The organism is Glycomyces lechevalierae, assembly GCF_027622945.1.
In the GTDB taxonomy this organism is placed as follows: domain Bacteria; phylum Actinomycetota; class Actinomycetes; order Mycobacteriales; family Micromonosporaceae; genus Glycomyces; species Glycomyces rutgersensis.
The window spans coordinates 30,193-51,277 of sequence record NZ_JAPZVQ010000008.1; the positions used below are offsets into that span (position 1 = coordinate 30,193).

The 21,085-nt window shown below is 69.6% G+C and carries 15 protein-coding genes; 13 read left to right on the plus strand and 2 right to left on the minus strand.

Annotated elements, in window-relative coordinates; genetic code table 11:
* Positions 1 to 591 (plus strand): heme-binding beta-barrel domain-containing protein, encoded by a 591-nt coding sequence (locus tag O2L01_RS14095; RefSeq protein WP_270122592.1) that lies wholly within the window; start codon positions 1 to 3, stop codon positions 589 to 591.
* 405 nt (positions 592 to 996) lie between these two features.
* Here the strand turns inward: O2L01_RS14095 and O2L01_RS14100 are convergent, their stop codons facing one another.
* A complete protein-coding gene (locus tag O2L01_RS14100) occupies positions 997 to 3,387 on the minus strand; it encodes a DEAD/DEAH box helicase (RefSeq protein ID WP_270122593.1) in 2,391 nt (796 codons plus the stop codon).
* 212 nt (positions 3,388 to 3,599) lie between these two features.
* Here O2L01_RS14100 and O2L01_RS14105 point away from each other — a divergent pair, with 212 nt between their 5' ends.
* From O2L01_RS14105 to O2L01_RS14145, 9 genes are all read left to right on the plus strand, one after another.
* Positions 3,600 to 3,959 (plus strand): STAS domain-containing protein, encoded by a 360-nt coding sequence (locus tag O2L01_RS14105; RefSeq protein ID WP_270122594.1) that lies wholly within the window; start codon positions 3,600 to 3,602, stop codon positions 3,957 to 3,959.
* Entirely contained in the window at positions 3,956 to 4,474 is a 519-nt protein-coding gene (locus tag O2L01_RS14110) for an ATP-binding protein (protein WP_270122595.1), read from the plus strand. Before O2L01_RS14105 ends, O2L01_RS14110 begins: the two co-directional genes overlap by 4 nt.
* Positions 4,475 to 4,700: 226 nt before the next feature.
* Positions 4,701 to 7,025 (plus strand): sodium-translocating pyrophosphatase, encoded by a 2,325-nt coding sequence (locus tag O2L01_RS14115; RefSeq protein ID WP_270122596.1) that lies wholly within the window; start codon positions 4,701 to 4,703, stop codon positions 7,023 to 7,025.
* Positions 7,026 to 7,191: 166 nt separating this feature from the next.
* On the plus strand, positions 7,192 to 8,433 hold the full coding sequence (locus O2L01_RS14120; RefSeq protein ID WP_270122597.1) for an RNA-guided endonuclease InsQ/TnpB family protein: 1,242 nt from the start codon (positions 7,192 to 7,194) through the stop codon (positions 8,431 to 8,433).
* Between the two features lie 79 nt (positions 8,434 to 8,512).
* Positions 8,513 to 11,278 carry a type I DNA topoisomerase gene (gene topA / locus O2L01_RS14125; RefSeq protein ID WP_374727631.1) on the plus strand — a complete coding sequence of 922 codons (2,766 nt, stop codon included), beginning with the start codon at positions 8,513 to 8,515 and terminating at the stop codon, positions 11,276 to 11,278.
* 269 nt (positions 11,279 to 11,547) lie between these two features.
* Positions 11,548 to 12,729, plus strand: a complete 1,182-nt coding sequence (locus tag O2L01_RS14130; protein WP_270122599.1) for a glycosyltransferase family 4 protein — start codon at positions 11,548 to 11,550, stop codon at positions 12,727 to 12,729.
* 109 nt (positions 12,730 to 12,838) lie between these two features.
* Complete coding sequence (ispD, locus tag O2L01_RS14135) at positions 12,839 to 13,549, plus strand: 2-C-methyl-D-erythritol 4-phosphate cytidylyltransferase (RefSeq protein ID WP_270122600.1); 711 nt, start codon at positions 12,839 to 12,841, stop codon at positions 13,547 to 13,549.
* Between the two features lie 156 nt (positions 13,550 to 13,705).
* Entirely contained in the window at positions 13,706 to 14,401 is a 696-nt protein-coding gene (locus O2L01_RS14140; protein ID WP_270122601.1) for a phosphocholine cytidylyltransferase family protein, read from the plus strand.
* Positions 14,402 to 14,494: 93 nt separating this feature from the next.
* Positions 14,495 to 16,198: a CDP-glycerol glycerophosphotransferase family protein gene (locus tag O2L01_RS14145; RefSeq protein WP_270122602.1), complete on the plus strand. Its 1,704-nt coding sequence runs from the start codon at positions 14,495 to 14,497 to the stop codon at positions 16,196 to 16,198.
* 50 nt (positions 16,199 to 16,248) lie between these two features.
* Here the strand turns inward: O2L01_RS14145 and O2L01_RS14150 are convergent, their stop codons facing one another.
* On the minus strand, positions 16,249 to 17,088 hold the full coding sequence (locus O2L01_RS14150; RefSeq protein WP_270122603.1) for a hypothetical protein: 840 nt from the start codon (positions 17,086 to 17,088) through the stop codon (positions 16,249 to 16,251).
* 113 nt (positions 17,089 to 17,201) lie between these two features.
* Here O2L01_RS14150 and O2L01_RS14155 point away from each other — a divergent pair, with 113 nt between their 5' ends.
* The 3 genes from O2L01_RS14155 (at position 17,202) to O2L01_RS14165 (ending at position 21,084) form a co-directional block, all read left to right on the plus strand.
* Positions 17,202 to 18,002 (plus strand): sugar phosphate isomerase/epimerase family protein, encoded by an 801-nt coding sequence (locus O2L01_RS14155; protein ID WP_270122604.1) that lies wholly within the window; start codon positions 17,202 to 17,204, stop codon positions 18,000 to 18,002.
* 105 nt (positions 18,003 to 18,107) lie between these two features.
* Positions 18,108 to 19,850, plus strand: a complete 1,743-nt coding sequence (locus O2L01_RS14160; protein WP_270122605.1) for a stealth family protein — start codon at positions 18,108 to 18,110, stop codon at positions 19,848 to 19,850.
* 142 nt (positions 19,851 to 19,992) lie between these two features.
* Positions 19,993 to 21,084 carry a DegT/DnrJ/EryC1/StrS family aminotransferase gene (locus O2L01_RS14165; RefSeq protein WP_270122606.1) on the plus strand — a complete coding sequence of 364 codons (1,092 nt, stop codon included), beginning with the start codon at positions 19,993 to 19,995 and terminating at the stop codon, positions 21,082 to 21,084.
* Position 21,085: the final 1 nt, after the last annotated feature.

Consider the following 21,085-nt stretch of genomic DNA (forward strand, 5'->3'; position numbering starts at 1 on the left):
ATGAGCGAGCGCGAAGTACCCGAAGAGTTCGCCTCGACCTTTCAGAAGGTCGAGCCCTACCCGTTCGAGGAGACCGACGACCTGCGCCGCGGGCCCAACCTGCACGACGACCTGCTGCCGCTGCTGCCCCTCGTCGGCCGCTGGCGCGGGCGCGGCCAGGGCGGCTACCCCGGCACCGAGGACTTCCTGTACGCCCAGGAGATCGCCTTCCTCCACGACGGGCGCCCGTTCCTGCGCTACCACGCCAGGTCCTGGATCATCGACCCCGACGGGAAGCCCATCCGCCCCGCGGCCCAGGAGACCGGCTGGTGGCGAGTCGTGAAGGGCGAGGACCCCAAGCGCCCCGAGATCGAAGTGCTGCTTTCCCACCCCACGGGCATCCTCGACCTGTACTACGGGCACGTGGACGGCCTTCAGATCGAGATCGCCACCGACGCGGTCGTGCGCAGCCCGCAGGCGAAGGAAGTCACCGCCGGCAAACGGCTGTACGGCATCGTGGAAGGCGCCCTCATGTACGCCCAGGAGCTGGCCGCCGAAGGCAAGCCCCTCAGCCCCCACCTGAGCGCCAGCCTGAGCCGGGTGGCCGGATAGTCGTCCAGACACGCGATTGAGGGCGGCCGGGCTGGTGTGTCCGGCCGCCCTCTGGTGTTCCTCCATGGAGGAGGTGTGGCCTGTGCGGGGACCGCGCGCGGGTGGCTTCCCGCGCGCGGTCTCGGTATGGTGGCGTTCGCGAAATCCCTCTTGTCGCCGCCATCCCGCAAGGCCAGATGGCTTTTTTGATCCAAGGCTGACACATGCTGTAGTTGCTCTGCAACAGAAAGTTGCTGCCTGTGGATAACTTTCCGCAGAAGCGAGTTCGCGCTGGACACGGCTTTGTGGAGGGTGTCGGTGAGGCTGCGGGTGGGTCGGTTCGTCTGGCGCATGCGTCAACCCTGTCACGGGTTGTCGTTGATCGGCAACAGTGAGTTTCCGGCCTGTGGATAACTCTGTGGGCGGTTAGAAATCGCCTGGCCAGAGGTCGTCTTCCTGCTTCGCCTGCGGCGGCTCGGCGGCGTGGACCGTCGACTTGACCGGGCCTTCACCGGCCTTCAGCAGCAGGTCGAGGACCGCGACCGCTCCCTGCTTGTGCAGCGGCTCGTTGCCGTTGCCGCACTTGGGACTCTGGATGCAGCTCGGGCAGCCGAACTTGCAGCCGCAGCTCGCGATCGCGTCCTTCGTCGCGCCCAGCCAGTCCTTCCACTTGCGGAAGGCCTGCTCGGCGAAGCCGGCGCCCCCAGGATGACCGTCGTAGACGAACACCGTCGGCAGCTCCGTGTCCATGTGCGCCGGAGTCGACAGACCCCCGATGTCCCACCGGTCGCAGGTGGCGACCAGCGGCAGCAGGCCGATCGAGGCGTGCTCGGCCGCGTGCAGCGAACCGGCGAGGTCCTTGACGCCTTCCAGCGCTTCGAGTTCCACCGTCCACCACACCGCGACAGTGCGCAACGTCTGCGGCGGCAGGTCCAGGGCCTGGGTGTCGATGATCTCTCCCGACGGCAGCCGCCGCTTCTGATACGAGATCACGCACGACGTGACCTCGACATCGCCCAGGCACAGCGAGACGTCGCCCATCTCCAGCCGCTCGCGCTCTCCCAGGATCTCGAGATGCGTGATCTCCTGCGCGCTGGTCGTCCACGGCGGCTTCGCCGCGTGCACCATCGCGATGCCCTCTTCAAGGTCCAACTCGTCCACCAGGAACGACTCGCCCTGATGCAGATAGACCGCACCCTTGTGGACGATGCGGTGCGAGGCCGCCGCGTCGATCGTGCCGATCAGCCGGCCCGTCTTCGTCTCCGCGATGTCCACGCCCATCGGCCCCGAACCGCGCAGCGTCACCTCCGGCCGCTCCGAGCCGATCCAGTAGTAGCGGCCCCCCGGGCGCTTCCGCAGCAGCTTCTGCTCGCAGAGCTGGTCCGCCACTTCACGGCTGCCCGGAATCGCGTCGAGGTCCTCGTTCTTGAGCGGCAGCTCCTCAGCCGCCAGGCACAGATGCCCCGCCAGGACGTACGGGTTCGACGGGTCGCACACGCTCGCCTCCACCGGCCGGTCGAAGATCGCCTCCGGATGATGCACCAGGTACGTATCGAGGGGATCGTCCTTCGCGAGCATCACCGCCAGCGCCTCCGTGTCCCCGCGGCCCGCGCGCCCGATCTGCTGCCAGAACGACGCCAGCCGTCCCGGATACCCGCAGAGCAGCACCGCGTCGAGACCCGTCACGTCGATGCCGAGTTCCAGGGCGTTCGTCGTCGCGACACCGAGGAGTCTGCCCTCGCGCAGGTCCGACTCGAGGTCCCTGCGGTGCTCGCGCAGGTAGCCCGCGCGGTACGCGGCGATCCTGTTCGCCGCAGGGTCGGCCCCCAAGCGTGATTTCGCCTCCGCCGCAACGATCTCCGCGCCTCGTCGCGACGGCACGAACGCCAGGGTCCGCACGCCCCGGCGCGTCAGCTGGGCCAGCATCCGCGCGGTCTCCGAGAGCGTGCTCGCCTGCTGCGGCTCGCCCTCGATCTCGTAGGTGACCGGCTCCCAGAGCGCCACCGTGGCCCCCGGATGCGGCGAGAAGTCCTCCGTCACCGCCACCGCGGGACGTCCGGTCAGTACCGACAGGGACGCCGCCGGGTCTGCGGCGGTCGCGCTGGCGGCGATCACGGTGGGGCTCGCGCCGTAGTGCGCGGCGAGGCGCAGGAGCCGGCGCAGGGTGAGTGCGACGTGTGCGCCGAAGACGCCCCGGTAGACGTGGCATTCGTCGACCACGACGTATTTGAGGTTCTTGAGCAGTGAGCGCCACATGCGGTGGCGGGGGAGCAGCGAGTGGTGGAGGAGGTCGGGGTTGGAGAGGACGAGGTTGGCGAACCGCTGGGCCCACTGGCGGTGCTCGAAGGGGGTGTCGCCGTCGACGATCGCCGGGATGAGCCCGGGGACCTCGAATTCGGCCACTGCGCGGGCCTGGTCGGCTGCGAGGGCCTTCGTGGGGGCCAGGTAGAGGGTGCGGCCTTCGCCGGGTCTCGGGGACGCTTGCGGGCCGTCGATCGGTGCGGCTGCGGCTTCGGTGAGGAGTGGGAGGAGGTAGGCGAGGCTCTTGCCGGAGGCCGTGCCGGTGGCGACGACGACGTCGCGGCCTTCGAAGGCGTGTGTGGCGGCCTCGACCTGGTGGGGCCAGGGGCGGGTGATCCCTATGCCGCCCAAGGCGTCTCGCACGTCGCCGGGCACCCACTCGGGCCATTCGGTGCGCACGGAGGCGCGCGGCGGGAGGCGGCGCAGGTGGCGGAGGCCCGCTCTTGGCGAAGCTTGCGAGCCATAAATCTGCACTGCCTCCGATTCGAGGGCGGCGATGAGCTGGTCGACGGACACCGTCCAATGATGCCGCAGCCCACCGACAGGGTCGCCGCCAGCGAAGCCGCGCGCCCGCAATTCGGTCATACGCTCCCGGCTCCCCTTCACTGGGAACGCAGTACGCTTATGGGCCAAGACACAGTGCTCATATGCCGCGGCTGCGTCGGGACCGGGCCCGCCCAGGCCCGCCCGCACCACCGCGGGATCCGCCGAGAGAGGGGAGCGACGGCGTGAGGGGAACATCAGGCGATGGCGCGGCCGAGCCCGAGCTGGGGCTCAGCCTCTCCGAGGTCGGCGAGTACGCGGTCATCAGCGTGACCGGCGAGATCGACATGTACACCGCGCCGCAGTTGCGCGAGGCCGTCCGCCAACTCTCCTCCGAGGGCCGCATGCGGGTCGCGATCGATCTCACGCCTACCGAGTTCTGCGATTCGACCGGTCTCGGCGTGCTCATCGGCGCTCGTCGGCGCCTCTCCGACGCGGGCGGGAGCCTGGTCGTCGTCTGCGCGAACCCGCGCATCCGGAAGCTCCTGGACCTCACCGGCCTCGACAAGGTGCTCGATGTCCGGGAAGCGGTGCCCGGCGAGTGAACGGCTCCAAGCACGACCGCACTGGGGGACGGGCCGAGGCGGTGACCGTCCGGTTCGCGTTCACCCCGGCCGCCGCGTACGTCCGCGCCGCGCGCCTCGTGGCCGCGGACGTGGCCGCGCACGCGGGCGTCGCGACGGGTCTGCTGGACGAGGTGCGGCAGGCGGTCGGCGAGGCGTGCACGCGCGCGGTGCTGCGGCACCGTGACCGGGGCATGGACGATCTGGTGCGCGTGGAATTTTCGATCGGTGATCGTTTTGTTGCGAAAATCACGGATAACGCGCAGGATCTGCGCGCGCGCTCGAGCGGCCGGATCGGGGCGGGCGTCGGCGGCGGCGATGCGCGAGCGGGCGATCACGACGCGATGGAAGAGGACACCCTCTCCGAGGAGATCACCCTCATCGTCCTGGGGGGACTGGTCGAAGACCTGGTCGTGACCGGTCCCGACGCGAACGGCGGGACGACCGTCAGCATGTCCTGGCCCCTCCCCGGATCGGGCTCCGCCGCCGATCACTGAGGCGTTGCACACCCGGTCGGGAGAGCGTGACCATCCCCACTCGCAAAGCCCTCACATCGTTACACTCCGCACGTTACTTCTGCCGGGCCGTTGGCCCGGCCCCCTGGCCGCGCCGTCCTACCCGTCCCGCGGCCTTTACGTGTTCGCGATACCTGTCCCGCGGTGCCCCGCCGGACACATGGCGAAGCTTGCGAGCCATGAAATGTGTACAGCTTGGAGGAACTACATGCATACGTTGCTCGCCAATGGCGACGAGGGCGTAGGTGAGCTCGCGGGCTCGAACCTGAGCCTCGTCGTGGTCGCGGCCGCGCTCGCGCTGGTCGCCCTCGGCGGCGCCGCCGCACTCGTCAAGAGCATCCTCGCGGCCGGCACCGGCACCGACAAGATGCGGGAGATCTCCGGGGCCGTCCAAGAAGGCGCCTCGGCCTACCTGCGCCGCCAGTTCCGCGCGCTCAGCGTGTTCGTCGTCATCGCCGTGGTCCTGCTGTTCCTGCTGCCCGCCGAAGGGGGCATGGACGTCCGCATCGGACGCAGCGTGTTCTTCATCGTGGGCGCGCTGTTCAGCTCGTTCATCGGCTGGGCCGGCATGAACATGGCCACCCGCGCGAACGTGCGCGTGGCCGCCGCGGCCCGCGACGGCCAGCCCACCACCGCGATGCACCTGGCCTTCCGCACCGGCGGCGTGGTCGGGTTCCTCACCGTCGGCCTCGGCCTCCTGGGCGCCTCGATCGTGGTGTTCGTCTACAACGGCGACGCGCCGGTGGTCCTGGAGGGCTTCGGCTTCGGCGCCGCGCTCCTCGCCATGTTCATGCGCGTCGGCGGCGGCATCTTCACCAAGGCCGCCGACGTCGGCGCCGACCTCGTCGGCAAGGTCGAGCAGGGCATCCCCGAGGACGACCCGCGCAACCCGGCGACCATCGCCGACAACGTGGGCGACAACGTCGGCGACTGCGCCGGCATGGCCGCCGACCTCTTCGAGTCCTACGCGGTCGTGCTCGTCGCGAGCCTCATCCTCGGCCGCGCCGCGTTCGGCGAGACCGGCCTGGTCCTGCCGCTGCTCGTCGCCTCCGTCGGCATCGTCTGCGCCGTCCTCGGCGTGATCATCACCCGCATGCGCGCCTCCGACGCCTCCGGGCTCACCGCGATCAACCGGGCGTTCTACCTGTCCGCGGTCATCTCCGCGCTGCTCACCGTGGCCGCGGTCCTGTGGTACGTCCCGTCCGACTGGGCCTCGCTCGGCACCGGCATCGACGCCGCCGGCATCCCGGTCAACCCGCAGGTCTACGCCATCGTCGCGGTCGTCATCGGCATCGCCCTGGCCGCCGTCATCATGGCGCTCACCGGCTACTACACCGACACCCGCTACAAGCCCACCCGGGCCGTCTCGGCCTCGACGCGCACCGGCGCGGCCACCAACATCCTGTCGGGCTTCTCGCTCGGCCTGGAGTCGGCCGTCTACACCGCGCTGTGCATCGCGGCCGCCGTCCTCGGCGCCTACCTGCTCGGCGGCGGCGAGATCCTCATCAGCCTCTTCGCGGTCGCGCTCGCCGGCTGCGGCCTGCTCACCACCGTCGGCGTCATCGTCGCCATGGACACCTTCGGGCCCATCAGCGACAACGCGCAGGGCATCGCCGAGATGTCCGGCGACGTCGAAGGCGACGCCGCCCGGACCCTCACCGACCTGGACGCCGTCGGCAACACCACCAAGGCCATCACCAAGGGCATCGCGATCGCCACCGCGGTCCTCGCGGCCACGGCCCTGTTCGGCTCCTACACTGACGCCGTCGCCGGCGAGGGCCTCGCCGGAGCGGCCCTGTTCGAGGCCCTCAACATCGCCAACCCGGCGAACATCGTGGGCTTCATCATCGGCGCCTCCGTCGTGTTCCTGTTCTCCGGCCTCGCCATCAACGCCGTCGCCCGCTCCGCCGGCGCCGTCGTCAACGAGGTCCGCGACCAGTTCGCGCGGTTCCCCGGGATCATGGAGGGCACGCAGCGGCCCGAGTACGGCCGCGTCGTCGACATCTGCACCCGCGACGCCCAGCGCGAACTCGCCACGCCCGGCCTCCTCGCCATCACCGCGCCCATCGCGGTCGGCTTCGGCCTCGGCGTCGGCCCGCTCGCCGCGTACCTCGCCGGCGCGATCGCGTGCGGCGTGCTCATGGCCGTCATGCTCGCCAACTCCGGCGGCGCGTGGGACAACGCCAAGAAGGACGTCGAGGACGGCGCGCACGGCGGCAAGGGCTCCGAAGCCCACGCCGCGGCCGTGATCGGCGACACCGTCGGCGACCCGTTCAAGGACACCGCGGGCCCGGCCATCAACCCGCTCCTCAAGGTCATGAACCTGGTGAGCCTCATCATCGCCCCGGCCGTGGTCGTCTACACCGTCGACGGCGTCGGCGCCGAGTCCGGCGGCCCGGTCCGCTGGATCATCGCCGGCCTCGCCGTGGCCGTCCTGGTCGCCGCGATCATCGTCTCCAAGCGCCGTTCCGCGGTGGTGGAGGCGGGGGAAGCACGCACTCCGGAACAGCGTGAGAAGGTCGAAGTCGGCTGACCGCCGACGACACCGGTCAGCTCGCGAGCAGCCACGGCGACGCTTGCGAGCCGTAGATCGGCTCCGCTGATTCTGGAACATTCCCGCGTGTGCCCCGGCCGATCCGGCCGGGGCACACCCATGTCGGTTCCGCGTATTCGTCACGTCCGGCGGCTAATGTGAGTCGGTGCAACTGCGATACCGCTACCGCCTCTACCCCGGCGCCTCCCAGGAGGCGGCGCTGGCGAAGGCGTTCGGCAGTTGCAGGGTCGTGTTCAACGACGTGATCGAGTTGCGCGACAAGGCGTTCGCCGAAGGACGGCCCTGGGTGAACGACGCCGAGGTGTCACGCCGGGTCGTGACCGAGGCCAAACGCCGTCCGGAGCGGGCCTGGCTCGCCGAGACCTCGGCGGTGGCGCTCCAGCAGGCCGTCCGGGACGCCAACAAGGCCTACCGGCACTACTTCGCCGCGAGGACCGGCAAACGGGCGAGGGGCCCCGTCGGCAAGCCGCGCTTCAAATCCCGGCGCGACCGCAGGCAGGCGATCCGGTTCACCCGGAACGCGCGATTCAAGATCACCGCGGCGGGACGACTCAGGCTCCCCGGCATCGGCGAGGTCAGCGTGGTCTGGTCGCGCGACCTGCCGTCGGCGCCTTCGAGCGTCACCGTCGTCCGCGAAGCGTCCGGGCGGTACTTCGCCTCGTTCGTCTGCGAGACCCGCGACGATCCGCTCCCGGACACGGGCCGCGCGATCGGGCTCGACCTCGGACTGGCATCGTTCGTGACCGGGTCCGACGGCTCGAAGACGGCGGCGCCGCAGTACTGCCGCCGGGCCGAACGGAAACTCGCGAAGGCGAACAGGAATCTGGCGCGAAAACGGCCGGGCTCCGCGAATCGCGAAAAAGCGCGTCGCGCCGTCGCGGTCGCGCATTCGAGGGTCGCGGACGCCCGCACGGATTTCCTTCACCGGCTTTCTTCGAAGATCATCGGCGAGAACCAAGTGGTGGTCATCGAAGACCTGTGCGTGAAGGCGCTGGCCAGGACCCGGCTCGCGAAGAGCGTGCACGATGCGGGCTGGGCGAGGTTCACCGCGATGCTCGAATACAAGGCCGCAAGGCGCGGCCGGGAACTCGTGAAGACGGATCGCTTTCTGCCGTCCACGAGGACCTGCGCTTCGTGCCGGGCCGTCGGCGATCGTAAGCCGTTGCACGTCCGATCGTGGACGTGCAACCATTGCGGCGTCCTCCATGACCGGGACGTCAATGCGGCGAAGGTCATTCTCGCGGCGGGGCTCGCCGAGAGGGAAAACGCCTATGGAGCGGAAGAAGACCTGCTAGCGCCCCCGCGCGACCAGGCGTTCGCGCAATCTCAAGCCCGACATCCGGTCGGGGACTGGGCAGAAGTAGGAATCACCACTGCCGCGAGGTAAGCGGCCACAGTATGGTGGAAACCGCTCCGTCACGGAGCGGCGAAGGCCAACGTAACGAACCGAGTGCATATCCGAGTGAATGGTGGGAGCAGTGGCCGATCTGAAACGCCTGGTCATCGTGGAGTCCCCTGCGAAGGCCAAGACGATCGCCTCCTATCTCGGACCCGGCTACATCGTCGACTCCTCGCTCGGGCACATCCGGGACCTTCCGCGCAGTGCGAAGGAGATCCCGGCCAAATACAAGGACAAGGCCTGGTCGCGGCTGGGCGTGGACGTCGAGAACGACTTCGCGCCGCTGTACATCGTCAACCCCGACCGCTCGGCGCACGTCAAGAAGCTCAAGGGCTACCTCGCGGAGGTCGACGAGCTCTTCCTCGCCACCGATGAGGACCGCGAGGGGGAGGCCATCGCCTGGCACCTGCTCGAGACCCTGAAGCCGAAAGTGCCCGTGAAGCGCATGGTCTTCCACGAGATCACGCCGCAGGCCATCGCCGAGGCCGCCGCGAACCCGCGCGAGCTCAACCAGGACCTCGTGGACGCCCAGGAAGGGCGGCGCATCCTCGACCGGCTCTACGGGTACGAGGTCTCCCCGGTCCTGTGGAAGAAGGTGATGCCGCGCCTGTCCGCCGGGCGCGTGCAGTCCGTCGCGACGCGGCTCGTGGTCGAGCGGGAGCGGGCGCGCATGGCGTTCCGCGCCGCCGACTACTGGGACGTCACCGCGAATCTCGCCACGGATGACGACCAGCGGTTCAAGGCCACGCTCATCGCCGTCGACGGCGACCGCGTCGCCACCGGCAAGGACTTCGACGCCGCCACCGGGCACGTCAAGGGGAACGTCGTCCACCTCGACGAGGCCGGCGCGCGCGGCCTCGCGCAGCGCCTCGAAGGCCGCGACTTCACCGTGCTCAAGGTCGAGAAGAAGCCGTACCGGCGCAAGCCGTACGCGCCGTTCATCACCTCGACGCTGCAGCAGGAGGCCGGACGCAAGCTCCGCCTCTCGAGCGCGCAGGTCATGCGGGTCGCCCAGCGGCTCTACGAGAACGGCCACATCACCTATATGCGGACCGACTCGACGAACCTGTCGAACACCGCGATCAACGCCGCGCGCGCCCAGGCCGCCGAGCTCTACGGCGCCCAGTACGTGCCGTCCGAGCCGCGCCGGTACGCCCGGAAGGTGAAGAACGCCCAGGAGGCGCACGAGGCCATCCGGCCCTCCGGCGACCGCTTCAAGACCCCGAACCAGCTCAAAGGCCAGCTCTCGGCCGAGGAGCACCGGCTGTACGACCTCATCTGGCGGCGCACGCTCGCCTCCCAGATGGTCGACGCGACCGGGAACTCCACGTCCGTGCGCACCCGCGCGACCACCCCGGACGGCGAAGAGGCCGACTTCGGCGCCTCCGGCAAGACCATCACCAACCCGGGCTTCCTCCTCGCCTACGTCGAGTCCATCGAGGACGGCGACGCGGACGACGCCGAGAAGCGCCTCCCCGAACTCGCCGAGCGCCAGCACCTCTCCGAGCAGGGCCTCGAGCCGGCCGGGCACACCACGCAGCCGCCGGCGCGCTACACCGAGGCGAGCCTCGTGAAGGCCCTGGAGGAGCGCGGGATCGGCCGGCCCTCGACGTACGCGTCGATCATGCAGACCATCCAGGACCGCGAATACGTGTTCAAGAAGGGCCAGGCCCTCGTCCCGGCCTTCCGCGCGTTCGCCGTCATCGGCCTCATGGAGCGCCACTTCCCGCGCCTGGTCGACTACGACTTCACCGCCGGCATGGAGAACGAGCTCGACGAGGTCGCCGCCGGGCAGGAGTCCCGCGAGGAGTTCCTCCACAAGTTCTACTTCGGCGGCAAGGACAAAGAGGGCACCGTCGCCGCCTCCGGCGGACTGCGGCACATGATCGAGGAGGAGCTCGCGAAGATCGACGCCCGCGAGGTCAACTCCATCCCGCTGTACACCGACGACAAGGGCCGCAAGGTCGTCGCCCGCGTCGGCCGCTACGGGCCCTACCTCGAGCGGACCACGCCCGGGCAGGAGGACGCCGCCGAGCCCGGCAAGCGCCCCTCGATCCCCGAGTCGCTGGCGCCCGACGAGCTCACCCCCGAGAAGGGCCAGGAGCTGTTCGAGCTGGCCGAGAACGAGGGCGAGCTCGGCACCCACCCCGAGACCGGCGAGCCCGTGTTCGCGAAGACCGGCCGCTACGGCCCCTACGTGACCAGCGGCGAGAAGTCCTCCTCGCTGCTCACCGGGCAGAAGCTCTCCGAGATCACCCTCGCCGACGCCGTGAAGCTCCTGACGCTCCCGCGCCTGGTCGGCAAGGACGCCGAAGGCGAGGAGATCCGCACCGGCCTCGGCCCGCACGGCCCGTACGTCAAGAAGAACCGCGACTTCCGGTCCCTCGAGAACGAGGAGCAGCTCTTCACGCTCACCCTCGACGAGGCCGAGAAGCTCCTCGCCCAGCCGAAGACCCGCGGACGCCAGCAGCGCGCCCAGACCCTCCTCAAGGAGCTCGGCCCCGACCCCGTCACGGGCAAGGAGGTCACCCTCAAGGACGGCCGGTTCGGCCCGTACGTGACCGACGGCGAGACGAACGCGTCGATCCGCAAGACCGACTCGATCGAGGACCTCACCATCGACCGCGCCGCCGAACTGCTCGCCGAGCGCCGCGAGAAGGTCTCCTCCGGGGCCGTCCCCGCCAAGAAGACCGCGAAGAAGGCCGCCAAGAAAGCGGTGAAGAAGACCGCCGCGAAGAAGACCGCGGCAAAGAAGACCGCCGCCAAGAAAACCGTCAAGAAGACCACTGCGAAGAAGGCGGCGAAGAAGGCCGCGCCCGCTTCCGACGAGTAGTCGCGGGTACCCGGACGAGTGATCCCGAGGCGACGCGATCACTGGAAGTTTGCCCGGTTATGTGGCTTATCTGACAGTGCCATGCCACCGGCCACGCCCGGGTCCTGCGCGTCCCCCTAGGGTTCAGCCTTCCGTAAACTAAATGCCGCGTAGATGCAACCCGCAGCGGTGGCTCGCGCGTCAAAGCAATGCGGATCGGTCTCGGCGTAGAGCACCGTCTATCCGTTGTGGCTGAAGACGGCAATTCTTCGAAAGCGAGTTTCGAGTTCATGCGAATCACATTTCTGGTCCGGAACATCTATGGCATCGGCGGGACCATTAAGACCTCCATCAATACCGCTGAAGCCCTGGTCGACCTGGGCCACGACGTGACCATCGCCTCATTCGTGAAGCACAAGGCCAAGCCCGCGTTCGCCATCGACCCGCGCATCAAGATCGTCGACCTCTGGAACGTCCGCAAGCCCTCCGACGGCGGCGACAAGCTGTCCTTTATCGAGCGGTGGCAGTCGAAGCGGCCGTCATTCCTCGACGCCGACAAGGTGAACAACCAGGGCGAATCCTCGAAGCTCCTGGACATGAGGGTCAAGAAGTACCTCCAGAAGCTCGACACCGACATCGCCATCGGCACCCAGATCTCCGTGAACCTGTACATGGCCGCGTACGGCCGCCCCGACCGGTACGCCATGGTCGCCCAGGAGCATATGTACCTCGACAGCTACCGCGCCAACATGCGCCAGCACATCGACGCGCAGTACCCCAAGCTCGACGCGATCGTCACCATCACCGAGGCCGACGCCAAGGCCTACCGCGAGGCCTTCCCCGCGATCACTGAAAAGATCGTCTGCGTCCCCAACTCGATCCCGGCGAACCCCAACCCGCCCTCGGTGCTCACCGAGCCGGTCATCATGACCGCCGGCCGCATGACGGGCATGAAGGGCTTCGACATCCTCATCAAGGCCTTCGCGCAGGTCGCCGAGGAGTTCCCCGAGTGGAAGGTCAAGATCTTCGGGCGCGGCCGCGACCGCAAGAAGCTCGAAGGCCTCATCACCGAGCACGGCCTCGAAGGCCGCGTCGAGATGCCCGGCCCGGTCACCCCCCTCGACGCCGAGTGGGGCAAGGCCTCCATCGCCGCGATCCCCTCCCGCTTCGAGCCGTTCGGCCTCGTCATCGTCGAGGCCATGACCGCCGGCCTCCCCGTGGTGTGCACCGCCGTCAAGCACGGCCCGATCGAGATCATCGACACCGAGGAGAACGGCCTCCTCGTCGAGTCCCAGAACCCCGCCGCGCTCGCCGACGCCCTCCGCCGGCTCATGGCCGACCCGGACCTGCGCCGCAAGCTCGCCGACGGCGGCATGGCCACCGCCAAGCGGTTCGAGCCCGACCAGGTCGTGGGCCTCCACGTGCAGCTGTTCGAGAAGGTCCTCAAGGCCCGCGCCACGGCCGGGTCGTAGCAGCGCAGCGCACCCGCCGCCGCGACGCGCGGGCCCGCTCGGCCCGCGCGCGCGGCAGGGAACGTAGATTGGTCCGGCAGCCGACCGCCGACCAGCAGGAGGACCAGTCGTGCCCCACCCACCGACCATCGCGGCGGTCCTCGCCGGCGGCCGCGGCTCCCGCATGGGCGCCGCGGTCCCCAAACAGCTCCTCGAAGTCGCGGGCAAGCCGGTGCTCCAGCACACCCTCGAGGCCTTCGAGGCCGCCGCCGCGGTCGACCGGATCGTGCTCGTCATGGCCGAGGGCTTCCACGACACCGCCTGGGCCATCGCGAAAGCCGCGAATGTGACAAAACTCTCCGCGGTCATCGACGGTGGCGCGACCCGCGCCGACTCCTCCGTCGCCGCGATCCGCTGGGCCCTCGCCCAGCCCGGCGTCGGCGAGGACGCGAAACTCCTCGTCCACGACGCCGCCCGCATGCTCGTCACCGGCCGCATCATCAACGATGTCGTTGCCGCCCTTGACGAATGCCAGGCCGTCACCGCCGCGATCCCCTCCTCCGACACGGTCGTCGAGGTGCGGGACGGGCGCATCGTCGACGTCCCCGACCGGGCCTCCCTCGCCCGCGTCCAGACCCCCCAGGGCTTCCGGCTCGGCCTCATCGCCGCCGCCCACGCCGAAGCCGCCGCCGACCCCGGCTTCACCCCCACCGACGACTGCTCGGTGGTCCTGCGCTGCCGGCCCGACGTCCCCGTCCGCACCGTCGCGGGCGCCGAACGCAACCTCAAAGTGACCGAACCCGCTGATCTCGCCCTCGCCGAGGCCCTCCTCGACCGGTGACCGTCACCCCCGGTCCCTGCCGCGCGACAGCCCGCATCATCAGCGCATTCACATGTGACCCCCGTGGAAACCGCACGTTGGGCCATGCGTCACGGGACGTTCAGCTAGGTAAACTGCACCAATCCATCATCCAAACCGAACGAGGTGGCACTCGACATGTCCACGAACATCGTGATCCTCGCGGCCGGCGTCGGCTCCCGGCTCGGCAAGCCGCACCCGAAGCCGCTGACGCCCCTGAACACCGGCGAGACCATCCTCGGCCGCTCCCTGCGCCTGCTCACCTCCCGGTTCAGCCGCCACTCCATCCACCTCGTCGTCGGCTTCAAGAAGGAGATGATCATGGAGGAGGTGCCCGACGTCGGCTTCATCTACAACCAGGCCTACGGCGACACCAATACCTCCAAGAGCCTCCTCAAGGCCTTCAACATCCTCGGCCCCGGCGGGGTCCTCTGGCTCAACGGCGACGTCGTGTTCGACCCCCAGGTGCTCGACGTGATCCTCCCGCACATCGCCATGGACCGCTCCTTCATCTCCGTCAACACCGCGAAGGTCTCCGACGAGGAGGTCAAGTACACCCTCGGCGCCGACGGGTACATCAACAAGCTCTCCAAGAAGGTCAGCGACGGCGCGCTCGGCGAGGCCGTGGGCATCAACTACGTCTCCGCCGACGACCGCGCGCTCGTCGCCAAGCGCCTCGCCGAGGTCGACGACCAGGACTACTTCGAGGGCGGCATCGAGCTCGCCATCGAGAAGGACGGCCTCAAGTTCGAAGCCGTCGACATCTCCCAGCACAACGTCATCGAGGTCGACTTCGCCGAAGACCTCAACAGCGTCAACCAGGCGTTCAAGTAAAAGGTCCCGCAGGAGTGACCGCTCGACAGACACCGTGCGGCGCCGGGCCCGGCCCGGCGCCGCGCGCACGAACCTAGCCGAAGGCCCGGTGCGTTGAAGAAACTGCTCAAGTCGCTGCCGATCTGGCTCAACCTGCTCGCGGTGGCCTCCGTCGTGACGGCCGTCGCGATCGCCTCGCAGCCCTGGATCACCCTGCTCGTCGCCGTCGCCGTGTTCGGCATGATCACGTGGAAGGTCCCGGACGCGCTCGTCAGCATGCGCATGGCGCGCACCATGACCGCGCTCGCCGTGCTCATCACCGCCTGGAACCACGGCGGGACCGACCGCTGGCCGTTCCTCGTCGCCGGCGTCCTCGTCACCCTGTTCATCGTCGGCGCCGACACGATCGCCAAGGCGCTCAACGTCGGCTTCCTCCAGACGAGCAACCTCGACATCGAGCGCTCCAAGCGCGAGCGCTGGTCCACCCCGCCCGCGATCGGGCTCGTCATGAACTGGCTGACGATCCTCTACGCCGTCGCCGCCTGGCCCGAGGCCCCCTTCGGCACCGCCGTCGACCTCGTGTTCGTCGCCCTCACCGGCGTGGCCCTCGCCTGGACCGGCGTCGCCGTCCTCGACGGCTACCTCCACCGCAAGCGCGAACCCCATCCCGTCGACGGCCGCGTCATGACCGCCGTGACCCGCCTCCAGCCGAAGTTCGTGATCCACTTCGCCGGCGCGCGCGAGTCCGAGTACCAGCTCAACATGTGGCTGCCGTACTTCGAGCAGGTCGGCGACCCGTACATGATCATCATCCGCGACCGCTACCTCTACGACGGGATCGCAGCGCGCACCAGCGCCCCCATCGTGCTCGTGCCCGCCCAGTCGGTGCTCGACACGATCCTCCCCGAGAGCGTCCGCGCCTGCTACTACGTCAACCACGCGGTCAAGAACGCGCAGCTCATCAAGCTCGACAACTACCTCCACGTGCAGCTCATGCACGGCGACTCGGACAAGGCCATCAGCCGCAGCCCCGTCTCGCTCATGTACGACCGGGTGTTCGTCGCCGGGCAGGCCGGCGTCGACCGCTACCACCGCCACGGCGTCGACATCCCGAACTACAAGTTCCGCAAGATCGCCCGGCCGCAGCTCCACGACCTCAAGGTGGGCGAGCGCGACAAGATCGAGGGCGCGCGCCCGGTGGTGCTGTACACGCCCACGTGGACCGGCCTCACCGCCGACGTGAACTACTCGTCCCTCAAGCAGGGCAAGCGGATCGTCGAGGCCGTGCTCGCGCGGGACGTGACGCTGATCTTCCGCACGCACCCGTACACGCGCACCAACGCCGCCTACCAGGCGCTCGCGGACGAGATCAAGGCCATCATCGCGGCCGACGCGGCCAAGACCGGCCGGGCGCACCTGTGGGGGGCGCAGGCCGAGACCGAGGTGAGCCTGACGGACTGCGTGAACGCGGCCGACGTGGCGATCTCGGACATCAGCGGCACCGCCTCGGACTGGATCTACAGCGGGCGGCCGTTCGCGATGACGGACCCGAAGGGCTTCAAGGAGCACTACCTCGCGGAGTTCCCGCTGGCGAAGGCCTCGTACCTGCTCGACCCGGACGCGGGGAACGTCGAGAAGGTCCTCGACGAGCTGCTGGTGACCGACTCGAAGGCCGTGCTGCGGGCCGAGATCCGCGAGTACTACCTCGGCGACGTGGCCCCGGAGGACCTGGTGCCGCTGTTCGTCGAGGAGGTCAAGGCGACGTACGCCGAGCCGGTGCGGAAGATCGCCACCGGCGAGTCCGCCCTCGCCGCGTAATACGCTGTTCCGAAGGGGCCCTGCCGATCCGGCAGGGCCCCTTCGGCGTCTCAGCGGGCGTCGGCGGTGTTCCGGAGGCGGGTCGGGAACGCCAGGGGCGTCGTGCCGCGGGAGGCGGCGACCGTGGCCGGGTGCGGGGCGACGAGGCCGAGCTTGTCGCGGGCGTCGCACAGGTCCGCGAGCTTCTCGTAGGCGCGGGCGCCGAGCAGTTCGGTGAGCTCCACGGCGTACGAGAGGTACACGGGCTCGGCCGCGGTGTGCGCGGTCGGCGAGGCGGTGCACCACCAGTCGAAGTCGTGCCCGCCCGGGCCCCACGAGGCGCGGTCGAACTCGGTGATGAGGGTGACCGAGACCTCGGTGCCGTCGGCGCGGTGCTCGGTCTTGAAGTCGCGCTTCACCGGCAGCTGCCAGCACACCTCGGGCTTGTACTCCATCGGGTGGACGCCGTCGCGCATCGCCTGCTGGTGCAGGGCGCAGCCGGCGCCGGTGGGGAAGCCCTCGCGGTTGTGGAAGACGCACGCGCCGTCGACGACGGCGGTCTTCTTCGCGGGCTCCTCCTCGCCGTCCTCGTTCTCGAGGGTGTCGTCGACGATGGTGTCCTTCCACCGCCGGTGCAGCTGCCAGGTCTCGGGCGTGAGCTTCTTGACGATCTGCTTGGTGCGCTTGATGTCGGCCTCGTCCGTGTAGAACGCGCCGTGCAGGCAGCAGCCGTCGGCGGGCTGGTCGGCCTCGATCCCGGGGCAGCCGCCCTCTTCGGGATGCCTGCCGAACACGCACCCCCAGCGCGACAGCAGCCAGGTGAGATCGGCCCGGACCATGGTCTCGGGGTCGTCGGGATCGAGGAATTCGACCCATTCGCGGTCGAAGTCCTGCGCCACCTCGTCGGTCATCCCACCAAGGTACCCGGCCGGGAGCGGTCCGAACGGGACGCGCGCCCGCCGCGAAGGGACGACCCTCGGCGAAGCTTGCGAGCCGTAAATCGGTACGGCGTACCCTGGGGGGCGTGACCCAGTCCGTCCCGGTTCTGCTGTCGACCACCTCCGTCTACCCGGAGCCCACCGCCGTCGGTTTCGAGCTCGCCGCCGAGCTCGGCTACGACGGGGTGGAGCTGATGGTGTTCACCGACCGGGTCTCGCAGGACCCGGCGGCGGCCGCCAGCCTCGCCAAGCACTACGGCGTGAAGATCGGCGCGGTCCACGCGCCGTGCCTGCTCGTGACGCAGCGGGTGTGGAGTTCTGACCCCTGGACGCGGCTGCGGCGGTCGGTGCAGGCCGCCGAGTACCTGGACTCGCCGACGGTGGTGATCCACCCGCCGTTCTCGTGGCAGAAGGAGTACGCGTCGAAGTTCTCGACGGTGCTCGACGGGCTGAAGGTCCGCTACCCGCACGTGACGATCGCGGTCGAGAACATGTTCCCGCTCAAGCTCGGCAAGCGGAAGCTCGTGCCGTACCGGCCGCACTGGGACCCGACCCGGCACGGGTACGACTCGTACACGCTCGACCTCTCGCACTGCGCGGCGTCGGGCGCGGACGCGATCGCGATGGCCGAGCGGATGGGCAAGGGCCTCAGGCACATCCACCTGTGCGACGGCACCGAGCCGGGCGCGGACCAGCACCTCGTGCCGGGCCGCGGGACGCAGCCGTGCGCGGAGCTGCTCGGCTCGCTGGGCGCCTCGGACTGGGACGGGTCGATCACCGTCGAGGTGAGCACCCGCAAGAGCGGCAACCGGACCCGCCGGGCCGAGGACCTGTACGAGTCGCTGAAGTTCGCGAAGGACGCGCTCATCGCCGACCGCCCCGCGTAGCGGTCCCCCCGACGCGGCAACCTGTTCCCGTCCTGTCGCGTTTGTATTATCTGGAGGGCCACAGCGCCGTTCACCCCCTGCCATCGCCCATTTCGAGGAGTACGGATGCCCAAGGAGCAGCGGAGCCCGGTCGCAAGGATGCGCCGGGCCGCGGGGCGGCTCTTGCCCGCGTCGCTCAAGGCGAAGCGGGCCGCGCGGGCCCGTGAGGGCAGCGCCGCGCCGCGCCGGGCCGCGCTCCTCGCCCGCGACGCCGGGCTGGGCGCGTTCGAACGCGACGGCGCCGCACTCGTGGGCCGCCGGGTCGAGCACTTCACCGCCGCCGAAGCCGCCGAGGCGAACCTGCGGCTCGTCGTGGACGTCGCCGAGGCGGCCGGGCTCGCGTACTTCCTGATCCGCGGCAACGCGCCCGAGCGGTACACGGTCGGGCTGCGGCGCGCGGACAAGAAGGCGTTCCTCGAGGCGATGCGCGAGCGCCACGGCGACTCGGAGCTGTACGTGGCCCGCGCGAGCCGCGCCGGGAACCTCACGGCCGGGCCCGCGCTGTACGCCGAAGGCGCACTGCCCGCGCAGGTCAAGAGCTCAATGAGTCTCCGCTACGGCCGGTTCCTGCTCGGCCCCGAAGGCCAGTGCCTGGCCGGGCTCGAGTACGGGTGCGACGTCGAGTTCTGGTCCGACGGCGAGGACTTCGCCGCGCACCCCGACTACGCCGAGCGGATCGACCGCGTCAAGGTCCTCATCCCCAAGGCCCTCTTCGCCGGGACCTGGGTCGCGCCGCGCCCCAACAGGGTCGCGGACGTGCTGCCCGCCGAGGCCCGCAAGGCCGCCACGCTGATCGTGGGCGAGCACAAGTACCCGACGTTCGAGCCGTTCACGCGCAAGCTCATCGACGACGTGGACTTCCCCGTCGACGCGGTCTACATGTGGGTCGACGGGTCCGACCCGGCCTGGGCCGCGAAGCGCGCCGCGCACTCGGGGGACGCGGCCTCCGGCTCCGCCGCCGAGGGGCACGCGCACCTCGCCGGCGCCTCCCGGTACACCGACCGGGACGAGCTCAAGTACTCCCTGCGCTCGCTCCACACCTTCGCGCCCTACCTGCGGAACATCTACATCGTCACCGCCGGGCAGACCCCCGCCTGGCTCGACCCGGACGCGCCCGGCGTCCGCGTGGTCGACCACAGCGAGATCTTCGCGGACACGAGCGCGCTCCCGGTGTTCAACTCGCACGCGATCACCACGCAGCTCCACCGCATCCCCGGCCTCGCCGACCACTACCTCATCCTCAACGACGACGTGTTCTTCGGCGCCGCCAGCCGCCCCGAGCAGTTCTTCCACGCCAGCGGCATCGCACGGGTCCCGTTCTCCTCCATGCAGATCGGACTCGGCGAAGGCCGCCCCGAGGACTCGGCGCCGAACCTCGCCGGCCGCAACGCCCGGCGGCTGCTCGAAGCCGACTTCGGACGGCTCGTCACGAACAAGTTCAAGCACGTGCCGCACCCGCAACTGCGCGAGGTCGCACTCGAACTGGAGGCCCGCTACCCCGACGCCGTCGCCGCCACGGCCCGCTCCCGCTTCCGCGACCCGGCCGACATCGAGTTCGCCGGGCTCCTCCACCACTACTCGGTCCTCACCGGCCGCGGCGTGCCCGGCGCGTCCAAGCTCATGTACGTCGACGTGGCCTCCGCCGACGCGCCCGCCAAGCTCGCGGCGCTCGAGACCCGGCGTGACGCGGAGTTCTTCTGCGTCAACGACGTCGACACCCCGCCCGAACGGGAGGCCGAGATCGACGCGATGGTGCGCGGGTTCCTCGAGCGCTACTTCCCGTTCCCGTCACCGTACGAACGGCGCTGAACGACCCCGTTCACGCCCCGGTTCCCTGTTCAGAACCTGGTCGCTTCCTCGGGTTCTGCGTCAATTAACCGAATATTGCGTCTGTATTATCGACGGCGCATCACCGAACGAAAGCCCGCGAATCACACCCCTGGGGGGACGAATGTCAGACGAGCAGAGGGAGTTCATTCCCCCGGCGCGACCGCACATCGGCGAGGCCGAGATCGAGGCCGCCGTGCGCGTCCTGCGCAGCGGCATGGTCGTGCAGGGCCCCGAGGTGGCGGCCTTCGAAGAAGAGTTCACCAAGGTCTCCGGCACCGCCCACTGCGTCGCCGTCAACTCCGGCACCTCCGCGCTCCAGCTCGCGCTCCTCGCCATGGGCGTCGGCCCCGGCGACGAGGTGATCGTCCCCTCCTTCTCCTTCGCGGCCAGCGCCAACGCGGTGCGCCTCGTGGGCGCCGACCCGGTGTTCGCGGACATCGAGGCGGACTCGTTCAACATCGACCCCGACTCGGTCGCGTCCCTCATCGGGCCCAAGACCGTCGCGATCATGCCGGTGCACCTGTACGGCAACCCCGCGGACATGACCCGCCTGACCGCCCTCGCGGATCGGCACGGCCTGGCGATCCTCGAGGACGCCTGCCAGGCGCACGGCGCGCAGGTCGACGGGAAGCCGGTCGGCTCCTTCGGGAAGGCCGGGACGTTCAGCTTCTATCCGACGAAGAACATGCACTCGCTCGAGGGCGGCATGGTCTCCACCGACGACGCGCAGTTCGCGCGGACGCTGCGGCTGCTGCGCAACCAGGGCATGGAGCAGCGGTACGCGAACGAGATCGTGGGCGCGAACATGCGCATGACGGACGTGTCCGCGGCGATCGGGCGGGTGCAGCTCGGCCAGCTGGACGCGTGGACGGAGCAGCGGCGGGCGAACGCCGCGCGTTTCGACGCGGAGTTGAAGACCGTGGTCACGCCGCCCGTGGCGGCCGGGGCGCGGCACATCTACCACCAGTACACGGTGCGCGTTGATGCGGCCGAGCGCGACAGTGCGCTGGCGCAGTTGAAGGACGCGGGGGTCGGTTCCGCCGTGTACTACCCGACGCCGATCCACAAGCTCATCCCGTACGCGCACATGGACGTCGACCTGCCGGTGACGGACCGTGCGGCCGCCGAGGTCCTGTCGATCCCGGTCCATCCGTCCCTCACCGAGGGCGACCTCGACCGCGTCATCGCCGCGGTGAACGCATTGGAGCTCTAGC